The sequence below is a fragment of the Microcoleus sp. PH2017_09_SFU_O_A genome, assembly GCF_020738625.1.
Lineage (GTDB): Bacteria > Cyanobacteriota > Cyanobacteriia > Cyanobacteriales > Microcoleaceae > Microcoleus.
The window spans coordinates 1-14,116 of the sequence record NZ_JAEQCF010000026.1; the positions used below are offsets into that span (position 1 = coordinate 1).

Genomic DNA, 14,116 nt, shown 5'->3' on the forward strand with positions numbered 1-14,116 from the left:
CGGACTAGACATGAAACTGTAAGACCAAAACTGACATTGTTGGTAGAGGCACGATTCAGCCCAAGAATCCTCGTACCTTGATAGTCGAGGAGTGTCAATGTCAACAGGCAATGAACCACAAAAAGTATCAGTTGGGCATTGCCGATCGAGTTGAATCGAGTTGAATCGAGTTGAATAGAGTGTGAAGGTGTGAGGAAAATGAACAGAACTTTTTGGAATTTACTTCTAGTATCCCCGGCAATTCTGGGGCTATCATCAGTCGTCAGTACCGCTGCGATCGCTACTGAAGCGACCGCAACCGCTGAAGCCAACCAGGTAGCAACAGCACAGCCATCTGAGTCAAAAATTGTAGAACCAGTTGCAGCAACCCCTGCTGCCCCAGAAAAGCTGGCTTTAAACAGCATCGCTCCGGCGGCCGAAACCCCGATCGCCAACTCCGCAGACGCCGAAAAACTGGCAGCAATCGCACCAGAAACCAGCGCCACAGAACTGCAAACAGCAGCGATCGACATCAATACAGCAGCGCCCATCGCCCCCGCCACCACAGCGGCAGCGATCGCTCCCCTACCTGCTGTCACCACAGCCCAACCATTGCCCCAAGCCTCAGACTTGGCAGTGGAAAGCACCCCGACAGCAACCGCCAAAACTGAAGTGCCAGCAATTGCTAGCACCCCAGCCGCCAAGGTAGAAATTGCTCAAACAGCACCCGCAGGCATGGGTGGCCCGATCGTCCCAGCAGCACCCCAAGCCCTCCCCGCCGAACCATCTGGAGCCATGTCCCAAGTGACATCGGTCTCTCAGCTCTCCGACGTGCGGCCGACAGATTGGGCATTCCAAGCCCTGCAATCGCTAGTCGAACGCTACGGTTGTATCGTAGGCTATCCCGACGGCACCTACCGCGGCAACCGCGCCCTGACTCGCTACGAATTTGCAGCCGGCGTCAACGCTTGCTTAGACCAAGTAACCAAGCAAATTAGCTCGGCAACATCGACCTTCGTCACCAAAGACGACTTAGCCATCCTGCAACGCCTGCAAGAAGAATTTGCAGCCGAACTCGCTACCCTGCGCGGACGAGTAGACGGTCTGGAAGCTCGCACCGCAGAACTCGAAGCCAACCAGTTCTCCACCACAACCAAACTGGCAGGAGAAGCCATTTTTCTCGCCAGCGACAGCTTCGGAGATGGTATCGGCCTGCGCGACGACAAAACTTCCACCACCCTCGGCTACCGGGTGCGGTTGAACTTCAACACCAGCTTCACCGGCAAAGACTTGCTCAGAACCCGCTTGCAAGCTAGAAACGTCGCCAACTACGGTGCAGCCACTGCCACTGGTACAAACATGGCTCGCGTCGCCCTCACCGGCGAAGACGGCAGCCAATTCTCCCTCGATCAATTGTGGTATCGCTTCCCAGCAGGCAACGCTACAGTCTGGTTCGGGCCGAAAGGACTGAGGCTCGATGACGTTGCCGAACTGACTACTCCCTTAGAAAGTCCTAGTAGCGGCGCTATCTCCGCGTTTGGACGTTACAACCCAGCAGTGTTCCGCGGCCCCGAAGGAGCAGGTGCTGCTATCAAATACAACTTTGGCGCCGTGAGAGCCACAGTCGCCTATCTTGCCTCCGACGGCGATGCTCCCAACCCAGCTAATGGCCGGGGCGTTTTCGACGGTTCTTTCAGCGCTTTGGGTCAGCTCAACTTCTCCCTAAGCAAATTTATTGACATTGGTGCAACTTACAACCGGAAATACAATCGGGGTGGCGATGTTGCGATCATGGGCGGCACAGGCAGTGCCTTGGCTAACCGTCCCTTCGGTCAAATATCGACTGCATCAGATAACTTTGGGGTACAACTTAACCTCAAACCCAGCCCGCGCTTCCAGTTGGGTGGTTGGTACGGTTACACCAAGGCTCACCAAGAACGTGGCGCAGATCGAGACGCTACTATTCAGAATGGTGCTCTTTTCTTGGCCCTGCCAGATTTTGGCAAGCCTGGAAACCTCCTCGGTTTTATTGCCGGTGTACCGCCAAAAGTTACTGAGAGCGATGTCAGAAGAGATCGCGACACCTCTTATCACTTAGAGGGTTTCTATCGCTTCCAAGTTAATGACTTTATTTCGGTGACACCCGGCGTTTACGTGATTCTGAATCCGGAACACAACAAAAACAACGAAGATATCTGGGTAGGAGTCCTGCGGACAACCTTTAGTTTCTAAGGTTTCCGGATATCTAGTTAAAGCTAAAAGCGGCAGGTGACTGCCGCTTTTATTTTTTGGTCAAAAGCAACGGAGGAGACGGCAGTGCCGTTTCCCTACCGAAAATAATATTGTAGGGAAACGGCACTGCCGTCTCCTAATTTTGGCTACTAATAATTCCGATGCCACCGGATTTGATATCAATTTCGATGCCATCGGAATGACAAGCGAGGAGACGGCAGTGCCGTTTCCCTACCGAAAATAATATTGTAGGGAAACGGCACTGCCGTCTCCTAATTTTGGCTAATAATTCCGATGCCACCGGATTTGAGATGATATCAACCATCAACAGTCAACAAAATTAGGAATTTTGGCGGCAAATCCCGAATACCGAGGTGTAACCGTGCAGAAATGTGCTGCCCCCGACAGGGCCGATTTCGCCGTTGCAGAAAAAGCCGCTCAAGGGGATGTTTTTGAGGTATCTGCCGAACAGTCGCGAGTCAAAGTTCGATTGACCGTAAAGCCCTTCCCCGCGCCCCAGACAGGAGAACATCAAGGCGCCGGCACTGGATGTACCCCTGTCCTCGGCCGATCGCTGATGCCGATCGAGCAGCATTTCTAGATCTTCTGCGGAGGTGCGGGCGTCCCGCAGGTGAAATTGGATGCGCTGTCCGGGACGGACTCGATCGCCGATCGCAATTGCCCCCACTTTCGGATCTACACCCAACAAATTGCGGATTAAAAAATCCCCAGGCTCTAATGTCATCTTGAATTCATCGCTGACTAAGCCGACAAATAACGAGTGCTGCGCTAATTCTCTGTCTGCTTCGCTCAAAGTTTGAACTAACTCTCGCAGGGCGTCTAAGGGCGATCGCTCGATGCCCCTGCTGCCCATATCGTCGGTTTGTTCTTCGAGTTTCAGCAAAATATTGCGCTCTCCTTCCGTCACCCGATAAGGATGCCCGATCGGTCTACAGCCTTGCGCGACGATCGTTTCCAGAACTATATTCCCGCTCAAAGCCACTCCCACCGTCCCTTCTCGGTACAACTGATAGTCGCAAAACAGCGCCGCACCTCTGCCCGCACCGTCCCCGCCGGCCAGTCCTCCTACCTTCGGCGCGCCCGGATAGGCATAATCGAGTCCTTGGAGCAAATCGTTAATTTGTGAGGAAAATGGGTCTGCCAAGATGATAAACTGCGGTTCTTCCTGGGCAGGCACACCCAAGACATTCACCCAAGTATCCGGGGGGCTGTCCAAGTCCGGCAGTTCTTCTGCACCGACGTGAAAAGTTCTGACGTTTACTCCAGGTAAGCGGGCTAAACTCAGGCTGACTGCGGGAGAACCCTCTACTTCTTCGGTGAGCCCGCCCCGGTTCGTGCCGATGACTCCTCCCCCGCCGCAGCCCAAAATCGCGGGCACGGGCAGCAATTCTCGCAGTAAAGGCATCAGCCGAGAATACTCGCTAGCAAAGGCAGATGAGATAAAGATCAGGGCTAAATCTGCCGGGCCTTCTAATTCGCGATCGGCTTGTTCTACAACTTCTTTCAGGGCTGATTCTAAAGACGGACGGGTTGATAAAGCACTGACCCATTGCATTTGGTTTTCGTACATAAGGCAAACTTCTCTATAAAAACTATTTCTATAGCTTGTAAAAGTATAGTCATTTATTACATGACACAGGAGGCATGAAGTCCCTCCCCCTTCTTTCTTACTTCGAGCGGATTGACCCGCCTCGGCTGAGCTACGCAGATCCCTATCCCATTGCTAAAAGCATTTGGGATTGCTTTTCTCATGATATTGTAAGACCCATTAACATCGGCATTAATTAATTGACCGCTCGATGTTTTGTACAATCCTCTCTTAATTCGTTTGCCACTAAACTTGACATCCTGGGCGCTATTCTGACCGTAAACAGAAATCGGGTCTAAAGAAATAAAACTGGAGACAGAAGTATATGATTCTTCCTGTAACATCACTCTTATCCCAACTAATGCAGCCTTATATTCCAACATCTCAATCAATCGATCATGAGGAATTGTGACGAAGTTCTGATTAGTTTTTTTCCCCAAATTTATCTCGTTTTTCCATTGTACATTTTTGCCAATTACCAGAGTCCCAATCTTGAGTTCTCTTAAAAGATTGATAATGTCACGACTGGCATGGTGCAAGTAATTATCGATTTTCTGGTTTCGACAACGAGTCAAGCGCTGAATTCTACGCGATGTTTGGCGCAGACCTTTCAATCGAGACTGTATATGTGCCTTACGTTTGTTGTAGAATTGATTAATTGATTTCAGTGGTCGCCCGTTAATCAGTAAAGGGACAAACCCCGGCTGATTTGAAGTTAGCGCTCCTAAATTATTCAATCCTAAATCTATACTAGCTACTGATTCTTTCTGATTTGCATCACTGGTGGACTCCTGCTCATCGTAAATTACCTCAATCGCATAAGAATCACACTTGGGAACTAACCTAACTTGACATATTTTCTCTGGTTTTACCTGAGTTTTAATTGAGATATCAGTCCCTGAAATTTTGATAATTCCTTTCGGTAATTGCTTACTACTAATCGCCTGAATTGTGTATACAACAAGGTTTCGCCCTTTGACTTTATCTTTATACTTAGGTAGTTTTGGGCATCCCGTGAATTTTGTGGGCTGCATTTTATAAGCTTTAACGGTTGCAAAAAAACTTTGCCAATTCTTGTCCAATATCATCAAGATTTGTTGGCTTACTTTCGCTGGCAATGCTTTGTATGCTGGATGAGATTTCATCAACTGAGCCATTTTGTTGTAGTTGAGATACCCCCATCCGTATACAAAGTTTTGGCGGATAACGTAGTTGGCAGCATTGTAGAGATTTTTTGATTTAAAGGCTAACCGATCGATAGTGGCGAAACGATGTTCTGTGGATTTAATGATATGTCTCTCTGCTAATTGCATTCAGACTCTCCATTTTTTAACTCGGCAATGATTCTCTCCGTTTTTCGTGCTCCCAGGCGTTGTCCGTAAAGTCGAGCAGCAAAACTTGTGACAACAGCCACTAAGTCTTGCATTAATTCATCTCGCCCATTGTCGGCTAAATTGACAATTTCTAGCTTAACTCCTGATCTTAGTAGAAGTATGTCTAGATAATGTGTGCCAAATCTAGCTAGACGGTCTTTATGTTCAATTAAAAGAATATTGTAGTCATCTTGTTGGAGTAAAGCTTCTAGTTGTTTTCTGTTGTCATTTAATCCGCTGCCAATTTCTTTGACATTTCTGACGATTTGATAACCGTTGGCTATCGCATATTCGGTTAATCGAAGTGATTGGCGGTTGAGATTTTCCTTGTTTTCAGAAGACGAGACTCGGCTGTAAATTGCAACTCGATTTTGTTTCAACTCCGAACGTGGTTTTTGTGGCGAATAGTCAACTATAATTAAACCGCTTTCTGTTTGCCGTGCCGGATGTGGTAGCTTGCCAGTCTTCCACCACCGCCAAGCTGTTGTATAACTGATGCCTATTGCTTTTGCGTAATCGGGTAGTTTCATTTTGCCCTCCTGACTATATGGTACTACTATTGCTTACTGTTGCTTATAGTTTTAATAAAGTTTTACAATACTTAGGCTAACCGGAACAGGCCACTGACGGGACGGTTTTATGGGGCGATCGATTCCCCTCGCAGTCCGCGATCGTGTTAACATAAGTTAACATGAGTCTCGACTCAATCTGTTTAGTGTTAAAAGCCGTGTTCAGCAAAATCTTAAAAGATAAAGCTCAATACAGTTTGACACACCAACTTCGTGTAATGTTTTCATAAAAAGTCAGGTCAGCTCAACCTGCATTCATGCCTGTGGACTAGAACCCGCCGACGGGATCTGGGCAAAGCAGGAAGTAAAGACGGCGGCTGCGATCGCAGTTAGGGATGGTTTCTATCTGGGCTGCCACAGCAGCACATCTCAAGCTAGTATTAGTTGAGATCGCCAGACAGAAACGGCAAGTCAAACACAAGCTAACATCCAAAAAGAAAACCTTTCATACCAACAAGTTTATGACAACAACACCCGCAGGCAACATCGAAGAAAAAATTGAAGAAGAACTAGAAAGCGCTCGTACCGTCTGTGACTTGAAGGGCGCCACTTCCGGGGAATGTGCAGCAGCGTGGGACGCAGTTGAAGAACTGCAAGCTGAAGCTTCCCACCAAAAGCAAGTCAAACCTAAGAATTCTTTTGAAAAGTATTGCGATGACAATCCTGACGCTGCTGAGTGCCGCATCTACGACGAATAAACGAGCAACTTAGTTTTCTCCCTTCGATCCCGCGCCGAAATTAACTTTTGGCGCGGGATTTTTTGATCGGTTTATGAAGCAACTAAGGAATGAGAATTAAATAACTTACAATTTTTTTTATTGTTCTTGTGGGATGGGCGTCCCGCCCGTCCTTTCTGGACGGGCGGGACGCCCATCCCACAAATATGTGTAAATTATTTAATTCACGATCCTAAGAAGACCTAAAAAGACCGCCGTCTTATCTCATCCCTGCTTTTTGAGCGCTTTTGTAGTAAAATCTGTCAGAAATAAGTAAGTATATTTTCCCAAAGATGTTTAGTCTTTTATTGGCAGCCACCGGGCCTTGGTTTCAACCACTTGTGTGGATGGATTACCGGTTGTCGGTGTTATTAACCATTTCGATCCCGCTGGTAGTGCTGATTTGGGCTGTTTTTGCTTCATCTGACGCGATCGCCCGTTTGTTGATGATTTATTGGCGGGTGGCGAGTTTGTTGGCAATTACACTTTACCTGATGATGGCTGCACTGCCTGTAAGCTTTGTGTCGTCGGTGATGGGGAGGGCATTGATTCCTGCTTGTCTGTGGTTTTGGGAAGATTTAAACGACGAAATTGCCGATCGACCGCAGTCGTCTTTAAAGCTGGCTTTTACAGCTTGGCGGTGGGCGATTACTGTTTACAGCGGTTTGGGCGCTCTAGCTCAAATTCCCTTCTTAACCTGTGCCTTTAAATCTCAAATACAAGTAATTGACGAACCTTTTTGCAGCGTTTGGTTTGACCCGCCTTGGCTGTACAAACAGATGTTTCATGCTAAAGCAAGCCCTCAATTTTTGGGATTTTTGGGTTTGACAGGTTTAGCAATTTATGTGGTTTACTTATCATACTTTGTCCTAATTAGATTGGGAAAACAAGGCAGATCTGCTACAGGGAATTAAGTTGATTTCAAGGAAGTATTTGCTTCCTAAATTCCTGTTAATCTCTTCAAAAAAACTCAGAAATAAAAAACGGGGCAAATTTACGGAAAAATAAAAACAATAAGAGGATGGTAGAAGTGGGTGTAATGTTAGTGGAAAAGACTGTGATTGATAGCAAAGAAGCATACTTACAATGCTTAGAAAAGCTGATTTGGGCGATCGCTCGCCTCAACGCAGAAGTCGAACCAACCGAACTAGCTCGGATTGCCGAACTTATAGTTCAGCCGATGACCGGGCCCTGGCGGTTTTTCCATACTCCCGAACATATTTTTGAGGTCGGGGGAAATCAAGATGCGATCGAGGTTTTGGCAGCTTTATTTCACGATATCGTCTACGTACAAGTCGATCACAGCATTAACTTTAACGTCAGCTACTACATCACTCCTGTTACCAAAGAGGTTAACAAACAGCTACGGATTCGGGAGCAATCTGAACTCCCTGCTGATGCTACCTTAGAAATGGTAATGCTCATATTCGGTTTTGTACCCGGAGAAGTGCTCAATCCCTTCGTCGGACAAAACGAATTTCTCAGCGCTTTAGTTGCAGCAAAATCTCTCGAACCATTTCTCAAGCGCGAGCAATTGCTTCAAATTGTCGCCTGCATAGAAGAAACAATTCCGTTTCGCTCCGCCGAGTGGGGAGTAACCCCAACTCGGCGCCTTTATGACCGCTTGCAAGCAATAACTAGCCTGTTTCACCTCAGTTTAACTGATGAGCAAATACGGGAAACCGTGAAAAAAGCTGTGCGAATTGCCAACCGGGATGTAATTAGTTTTGCTCACGAAAGTTCAGCCCATTTTTTGGCAAATACCTGGAATTTACTACCGGAAACTAATCACAATATTACCAGCTACGGTTTTTATACGGTTCGCGACTACCGAGTTGCTTTGCTGAAGATGGAGGGTTTTCTGACTTATCTCAAGCCCGAGGTGATTTTTCGGCAGTTTGAGGGAACCCCAGACGATCGCACATATCAGCGCTGGGAAACTACTGCTAGGTACAATCTCGAAATTTCCCAGCTTTATCTGGGGTGCAAACTGGCTGCTATCGCCCTACTGGAAGCTCTTTCTTCCGGTTTGGGACTCGATGTTTCTCTGGCCATGATGATGGGAGAACTGCCAGATAGAGCCGATAAAGGCATCCGTCTGGAAAGCTTTTTTCCTGAAATAGAGAAACCTCACCAACCTCAAACTCCTTTAGAAACAGAAGTATTCAATTTATTAGAAAATGGGCGGGCGAAAAGCAGTTCTAATACCGATTTGGAAAACTCCCCCCTAGCAACGTTTATGGTCAAAATTGTGGGATTTGACGAAATGCGCTATCAGTGCGATCGGGCTAAGCAATTTTTTAGGGCCAATCTGGAAGCCGATGACTTTATTACCGACTTTAACCCCATCGTTACAGAAATTGTCGTTGACTCAATTCTTAAGTTGTTTGAAACCCGCAAATCTACTATCTACCGATACTACGATATCACTTCTGAGTTAAAGTCCAAACCCCAGACCAATTTTCCGGTACGCCTCTCTCAATCAAATGATTGACTCGCTCCAAATACAGTGCAGCCGTTTTATCGTCAGGATTAACGGCTAAAACTTGATAAAAACAGATTTTAGCAGCCTTAAATTCGTGAGAGCGATAATGTTCTAAACCCCGTTCAAAATCAGTCTGAGTTTGTAACTTCATTTCCCTGAGCAACTCTGTTTCTGCATCGAGGACTTCATAGATAGAAATTGGCTGCTGTTTTCCCTTGACAATTACTCTATCTAAAAAACGGATTTGATACTGTTCGCGATCCGTCAAATTATCCAAAACTTTCTCGGAAATTATCAAAGATACTCCATATAACTTAGTGAGACTTTCCAGACGAGAGGCTAAATTGACATTATCCGAAAAAGCATCTCCCTGCATTCTCTCCGCTTCCCCAACTATACCCACCATCATGTGACCAAAATGCACTCCTACGCCGACTTGAATCGGTGGATATCCGCTGTGTATGCGATCGGCATTATATTCGTACACTTGTTGCAGTTTAGCGATTCCACCTTTGACAGCATCGTCAGCACCGTTGGGAAAAACAGCCATCATCCCATCTCCTAAATACTTGACAATAAAGCCGTGATGTTCTCTAATTTTTGGACTTACTTCTCGCAGGTAATCATTAACAAAGTCAAAGTTTTGCTGCGGAGTCATCGTTTCGGAAAGGGCAGTAAACGAGCGAATATCGCTAAACATGACTGCCATTTGTTTGCTGACATGATTCCCTAATTGGATATCCACAATGCTTTCTTTTTTCAAAAAGTCTAAGAAAGCATCGGGGAAAAATCGCCCGTAGGCGCTATTAGTTTGCGATAAATTGATGTGAGACTTAATTCTGGTTAACAGTTCGTCTTTCGAGAAGGGTTTAGTTAGATAGTCATTTGCTCCGAATTGAAATCCTGCTATTAAGTCTGATACTTGATTTTTGGCAGTTAGCATCACTACGGGCAACTCGTGAGATGGGTATTTCTCTCTGAGTTTAGCGCAGACTTCATAACCAGACATTCTGGGCATCATGATGTCGAGAATGATTAAGTCAAAATGCACCCCGCTTTCCAAGAGTGATAAGGCTTGTTCGCCGTTTAGTGCCTGAATGACACTGTAATTTTGTAGAGAAAGGTGATTGTTTAAAACTTGCAGGTTAATCGGATCGTCATCAACTATCAAAAGTTTAAATTTTTCGACTTCTAATAGCGCAGTGGCTTGCTTTACTGGATTCGGAGCGGGTTTAGGCACATTCCAATTGGAGGATAGATAAGTTTTATTTCTGTTGTTTTCTGATTCTGAATCCTGAATTGGCGATGCTAGCTGCCGATTTATTCCTGCTTCGCTAGGATGAATGGTTTCGGGAGAAAGAGGTAGGGTAAATGTGAAACGCGAACCGATGCCGATTTGGGATTCTGCGTATATTTTGCCGCCGTGGAGTTCGACAAATTGTTTGGAGAGTGTCAAACCTAAGCCTGTGCCTCCGTATTGCCTGACTGTGGAACCGTCGCCTTGTTCAAATGGTTCAAAAATGCGATCGAGATTAGCGACAGAAATTCCGATTCCTGTGTCGGAAACCGTGACAGCTATTTGAAAATCTGGGTTTGATGCTGGGAGATTTGACGGGGACACTCCCAGAGATGTTTTGCCGTCGGTATCTACAATTGCTGCTGATATTTTTACCGTGCCGGATTCCGTAAATTTAATCGCATTTCCAATTAAATTGTAGAAGATTTGTTGCAGGCGGTTTTCGTCGGCTAAAACTAATGGCAAATCTGAATCGATGGCATTAATTAATTCTAAATCTTTGCCAGCCGTTAAATGTTGACAAACGGTGAGAATCACTTCGACAATTGACCTCAATCCTACACTCTGAAGCTGCAATTCTAGTTTCTGATTTTTGAGTTGGGCAAAGTCAAGAATGTTGTCAACAAGTTCGTTGAGTCGCCTGCCACTGCTGGCAATCATTGAGAGGTTTTGTTGTTGAATTTCTGATAACGTTCCGGTGGCGCCGTCAATCATTGATTCGGCAATGCCGATCATTCCGTTAAGGGGAGTTCGGAATTCGTGGGAAGTGTTGGCTAAGAATTCGTCTTTGAGTTTGTCGAGTTGCTGCAATTCTTGATTCTGAGTTTCTAGGGTATTGAAGGATATTTGCAGTTGAGATGCCATGCTGGTAAAGGATTTGGCTAGCTGCCCTACTTCGTCGGTGCGATCGAGATCCAGCTCAACTTTGTGCTCCCATTCTCCTCCCGCAAGGTTTTTGGCTGCTGCGTTTAATCGGAGAATTGGCTTTGTGAGCGATCGCGCTGTCAAAGTTCCAATAATTATTGATAGAAATAGGGCAGCGATACAAAGTAAAATAGTGCTGCGGGTGTTGCTATTGATTTCATCCATGAAATCGTTTGCTGGAATTACTACCACCACCAACCAATCCAGTCCTACCTGGTCTTTATAGGACAGAATATGTACAAAATTAGATTGATTGTTAAGTTTAAATTGTAGCTTTTGTGGTGGTTCAACTAAGCTCAAGTTGAAACTACTAATTATGTGTTTTGCTGCCGATGCAGTTAAGGGATTTGTGCTATCAATTGCTGGCAAGCGTTGCAATTTGCCACTGGCGTCAGTAATGTACGGTTTTTCCTCCGTCGAACTGCCAACTATTGCGCCCGATCGCTCCATAATAAATACCTGACCCGATCGACTAATTTTGATTTTTCTAAGAAAATCGCTAATTTGACCCAAAAGAATATCGACTGCCATGATGCCACGAAAGTCGCCCTTCTTATCATAAAATGGCTGAGCCACAGTGATTCCCAAATCGCCTTGAAAAAATGTATAAATCGCAGTCCATATCGGTGATTCGGCTGCGGTTGCACCAATGTACCAAGGGCGAGTTCGCAAGTCATAAGTTGGTTCAAAACGCAACAGCTTCGTTCGATCGCCGAAAGCATCTAGCTCATAAAAAGAACGTCGGGGAAAGTTTTCTGTAATTCTGGTAACTAATTGACCAGATTCCTCTCGACTAACTCCAATAAACTGACCTTCTTTCGTCCCTAAATAGATTTGACGCACCGATGAAAATATTTTTACCTGCTGCCAAAAGGAGCGTTCAGTTTCTAGAAAATCTTCAGGTCTCAGTTTCCCAAGTTGAGCTGCACCTGCGTTGAGTTGGACAATATTATAAGGTTTTTCTAAGTAATGCGCGAGGTGTTCTTGAATGCGCCCACTGATTTCGCCCTGCAAGTTGTCTGCAAGTTTTTGAATTGCTTGTTGTCCATTTTTGAACGACAAATATCCAACTATACTGACTACGGCGAAAGTTTGCACGACGAATGGCAATGTCAACGCTAAACCGAGGGGCATAGTACCAGATATTTTTGCGATCGATCTACTAATTATTTTCACTAACATAATAAATAGTCTAACTTCTCAGAGATCCAGCCCAAATCCGCAGATTGTTGCATTTGAGCATAATTAGTAATTAGTTTCAGCTAATTGGCGATCGCGAATTCCGCGCAAATTAGCAATACTGGCTGCGTGATGTAATAAAAAGCACCGAGTCAAACATACGCAAATTCCCCAATTTAACGCATTGTACCTCATGATATAAATCTCCGCTACACAATTATTCCCTGCTACTTTACATAATTAAGTGCGGCCTCATAGAATGTCTAATTAAGTCAACCCTCAACCCTCAACTCTCAACATCCATCTGTTACATCCATTAAAATATATTAGCCAACTTCCTTTCTTGTGTCACTCATCTAAGCTACCTCAAACAAGCGTCACTAGAAAAAGCGACTGTTAAACCGCTTTTCCCCACAGCTACAACTGGGGAATAGCAAGTCTAGCAACTCGCAAACAACCAAGGTCAAATCAAAAAACCATCCAAAGCACAAACGCAATTCACATTAAATGACGTTGGGGCTGTTATTGTTACTTACTACCTGAAACTATGCCGTTATCCAAAATGAAAATATCCGCTAACTTCAGCGATGGTTGAATGCCAGCGGAGCTTGTTGGGCAATTACTGATAGAGCATTCAGCGGGCTTATTTCCCGCACCAATACTAGAAGTTTGTGACAACGGCAGATGAGCGAGGGAACACTCGACTATTGATAGCAGCGCATCTAAACTTTATCGCATCAAATCGCCAAATTATATTTGTTTTGCAACATAAATATTAATTTTGGCAGTCAACTATCGTTCGCAATTGAATTAATCATGTATAAATCTGATAACTTTTGTTACCGCCTAATTGTTGGCAGTTTAGCAGGATCGATTATGATTTCACTTACTTTTGGCATGACACTCTCTGTCATGGGCAAGGAAATCCCTCCGCTTTTTGTTGTGATTGGCAGTAATGCGATCGGCGCCATCTCCGGTCTGCTAGCTCCTTCACCTTCAGAAAAAGAAGCAGAAAAAAAATAGGTTGTTTGTGCAGCAAGTCTATTCAACCTTACTGACTAGGTAAGTAGTTGCGCTTCAGCGCGCTCTTTATAAGACAATACAGTTGACTTAAGAAAAATCTGACTTGCCCAAAATGGCTATATTGCCAGAAAATCGTCAGATTAAATTCATCAAAAGCATTAAGTAAACCGTATTGAAATACAATCCACTCCATCAAGAGAAGAGTTTTGAACCACAGAGGGCGCAGAGGGCGCAGAGGGCGCAGAGTATTGCGAGGGTTTTGGATGTCGTAAAAAAACCTTTTATCCCTCCCCTCTCTGTGTTCTCTGTGTTCTCTGTGGTAAAATATTCTTAATATCTACTTCACCTCTTTATAATCCAAAAATCGTCAGATGAAATTCATCAAAAGCGTTAAGTAAACCGTATTGCTTTATAAGATTAGGAAAGAGCGCGATGAAGCGCAACTACATACCTTGGCTCAAGTGCGCCATATCGAGAAAATCCCCAGATCTTAATAGTTGGGGATTTTCGTATTTGAATATGTCATTAAAAAATAGTTGCGAGTAGCGATACTTAAGCTAATTTGAACCAAAAAATCCCGATATTATCTTCGTCAATATAAAATATTTTTTTATATGAAATAACCAAGCACTATCTCAATACGCTAAAGAATTGGTTGAAAGCCTCTCTCTTTGGCGTAGAAATTAAAATCAGACGATTCATTACTCCAATCCTCGGACTTCTAGGTAGA

11 protein-coding genes are annotated in these 14,116 nt (G+C 45.0%); 5 read left to right on the top strand and 6 right to left on the bottom strand.

Annotation, left to right across the window (positions count from 1 at the left end):
* Nucleotides 1-198: 198 nt before the first annotated feature.
* Nucleotides 199-2,211, top strand: a complete 2,013-nt coding sequence (locus JGK16_RS12035) for an iron uptake porin (RefSeq protein WP_293190610.1) — start codon at nucleotides 199-201, stop codon at nucleotides 2,209-2,211.
* A 136-nt stretch (nucleotides 2,212-2,347) separates the two neighbouring features.
* Here the strand turns inward: JGK16_RS12035 and JGK16_RS12040 are convergent, their stop codons facing one another.
* The 4 genes from JGK16_RS12040 to JGK16_RS12055 are packed head-to-tail and all read right to left on the bottom strand — an operon-like array spanning nucleotide 2,348 to nucleotide 5,723.
* Nucleotides 2,348-2,536, bottom strand: coding sequence for a hypothetical protein (locus JGK16_RS12040; RefSeq protein WP_293190611.1), 189 nt, complete (start codon nucleotides 2,534-2,536; stop codon nucleotides 2,348-2,350).
* 15 nt (nucleotides 2,537-2,551) lie between these two features.
* Entirely contained in the window at nucleotides 2,552-3,802 is a 1,251-nt protein-coding gene (locus tag JGK16_RS12045) for an FIST N-terminal domain-containing protein (RefSeq protein WP_293183005.1), read from the bottom strand.
* A 56-nt stretch (nucleotides 3,803-3,858) separates the two neighbouring features.
* Entirely contained in the window at nucleotides 3,859-5,133 is a 1,275-nt protein-coding gene (locus tag JGK16_RS12050; protein WP_293190612.1) for a transposase, read from the bottom strand.
* Nucleotides 5,124-5,723 (bottom strand): IS607 family transposase, encoded by a 600-nt coding sequence (locus tag JGK16_RS12055; protein ID WP_293183009.1) that lies wholly within the window; start codon nucleotides 5,721-5,723, stop codon nucleotides 5,124-5,126. Before JGK16_RS12055 ends, JGK16_RS12050 begins: the two co-directional genes overlap by 10 nt.
* Nucleotides 5,724-6,223: 500 nt before the next feature.
* Between JGK16_RS12055 and JGK16_RS12060 the strand changes: the two genes are divergently transcribed.
* The 3 genes from JGK16_RS12060 (at nucleotide 6,224) to JGK16_RS12070 (ending at nucleotide 8,972) form a co-directional block, all read left to right on the top strand.
* On the top strand, nucleotides 6,224-6,460 hold the full coding sequence (locus tag JGK16_RS12060; protein WP_293151347.1) for a Calvin cycle protein CP12: 237 nt from the start codon (nucleotides 6,224-6,226) through the stop codon (nucleotides 6,458-6,460).
* Between the two features lie 311 nt (nucleotides 6,461-6,771).
* Complete coding sequence (locus JGK16_RS12065; RefSeq protein ID WP_293183011.1) at nucleotides 6,772-7,392, top strand: DUF3177 family protein; 621 nt, start codon at nucleotides 6,772-6,774, stop codon at nucleotides 7,390-7,392.
* Nucleotides 7,393-7,517: 125 nt separating this feature from the next.
* Nucleotides 7,518-8,972, top strand: coding sequence for a hypothetical protein (locus JGK16_RS12070; RefSeq protein WP_293183013.1), 1,455 nt, complete (start codon nucleotides 7,518-7,520; stop codon nucleotides 8,970-8,972).
* On the opposite strand, the gene JGK16_RS12075 is transcribed toward JGK16_RS12070, so the two are convergent.
* Nucleotides 8,905-12,366, bottom strand: a complete 3,462-nt coding sequence (locus tag JGK16_RS12075) for a response regulator (RefSeq protein ID WP_293190613.1) — start codon at nucleotides 12,364-12,366, stop codon at nucleotides 8,905-8,907. The genes JGK16_RS12070 and JGK16_RS12075 overlap by 68 nt on opposite strands.
* A 63-nt stretch (nucleotides 12,367-12,429) precedes the next feature.
* The gene (locus JGK16_RS12080) at nucleotides 12,430-12,558 is read right to left on the bottom strand and encodes a hypothetical protein (protein ID WP_293183017.1); all 129 of its coding nucleotides are present in this window, start codon (nucleotides 12,556-12,558) and stop codon (nucleotides 12,430-12,432) included.
* 681 nt (nucleotides 12,559-13,239) lie between these two features.
* Here JGK16_RS12080 and JGK16_RS12085 point away from each other — a divergent pair.
* Nucleotides 13,240-13,386, top strand: a complete 147-nt coding sequence (locus JGK16_RS12085; protein WP_293183019.1) for a hypothetical protein — start codon at nucleotides 13,240-13,242, stop codon at nucleotides 13,384-13,386.
* Nucleotides 13,387-14,116 lie beyond the last annotated feature (730 nt).

Excerpts from the sequence above, each read along its gene's own strand:
- JGK16_RS12035 (WP_293190610.1), top strand. The coding sequence starts at position 199 with ATGAACAGAACTTTTTGGAATTTACTTCTAGTATCCCCGGCAATTCTG.
- JGK16_RS12040 (WP_293190611.1), bottom strand. The coding sequence starts at position 2,536 with ATGGTTGATATCATCTCAAATCCGGTGGCATCGGAATTATTAGCCAAA.
- JGK16_RS12045 (WP_293183005.1), bottom strand. The coding sequence starts at position 3,802 with ATGTACGAAAACCAAATGCAATGGGTCAGTGCTTTATCAACCCGTCCG.
- JGK16_RS12050 (WP_293190612.1), bottom strand. The coding sequence starts at position 5,133 with ATGCAATTAGCAGAGAGACATATCATTAAATCCACAGAACATCGTTTC.
- JGK16_RS12055 (WP_293183009.1), bottom strand. The coding sequence starts at position 5,723 with ATGAAACTACCCGATTACGCAAAAGCAATAGGCATCAGTTATACAACA.
- JGK16_RS12060 (WP_293151347.1), top strand. The coding sequence starts at position 6,224 with ATGACAACAACACCCGCAGGCAACATCGAAGAAAAAATTGAAGAAGAA.
- JGK16_RS12065 (WP_293183011.1), top strand. The coding sequence starts at position 6,772 with ATGTTTAGTCTTTTATTGGCAGCCACCGGGCCTTGGTTTCAACCACTT.
- JGK16_RS12070 (WP_293183013.1), top strand. The coding sequence starts at position 7,518 with ATGTTAGTGGAAAAGACTGTGATTGATAGCAAAGAAGCATACTTACAA.
- JGK16_RS12075 (WP_293190613.1), bottom strand. The coding sequence starts at position 12,366 with ATGTTAGTGAAAATAATTAGTAGATCGATCGCAAAAATATCTGGTACT.
- JGK16_RS12080 (WP_293183017.1), bottom strand. The coding sequence starts at position 12,558 with ATGAGGTACAATGCGTTAAATTGGGGAATTTGCGTATGTTTGACTCGG.
- JGK16_RS12085 (WP_293183019.1), top strand. The coding sequence starts at position 13,240 with ATGATTTCACTTACTTTTGGCATGACACTCTCTGTCATGGGCAAGGAA.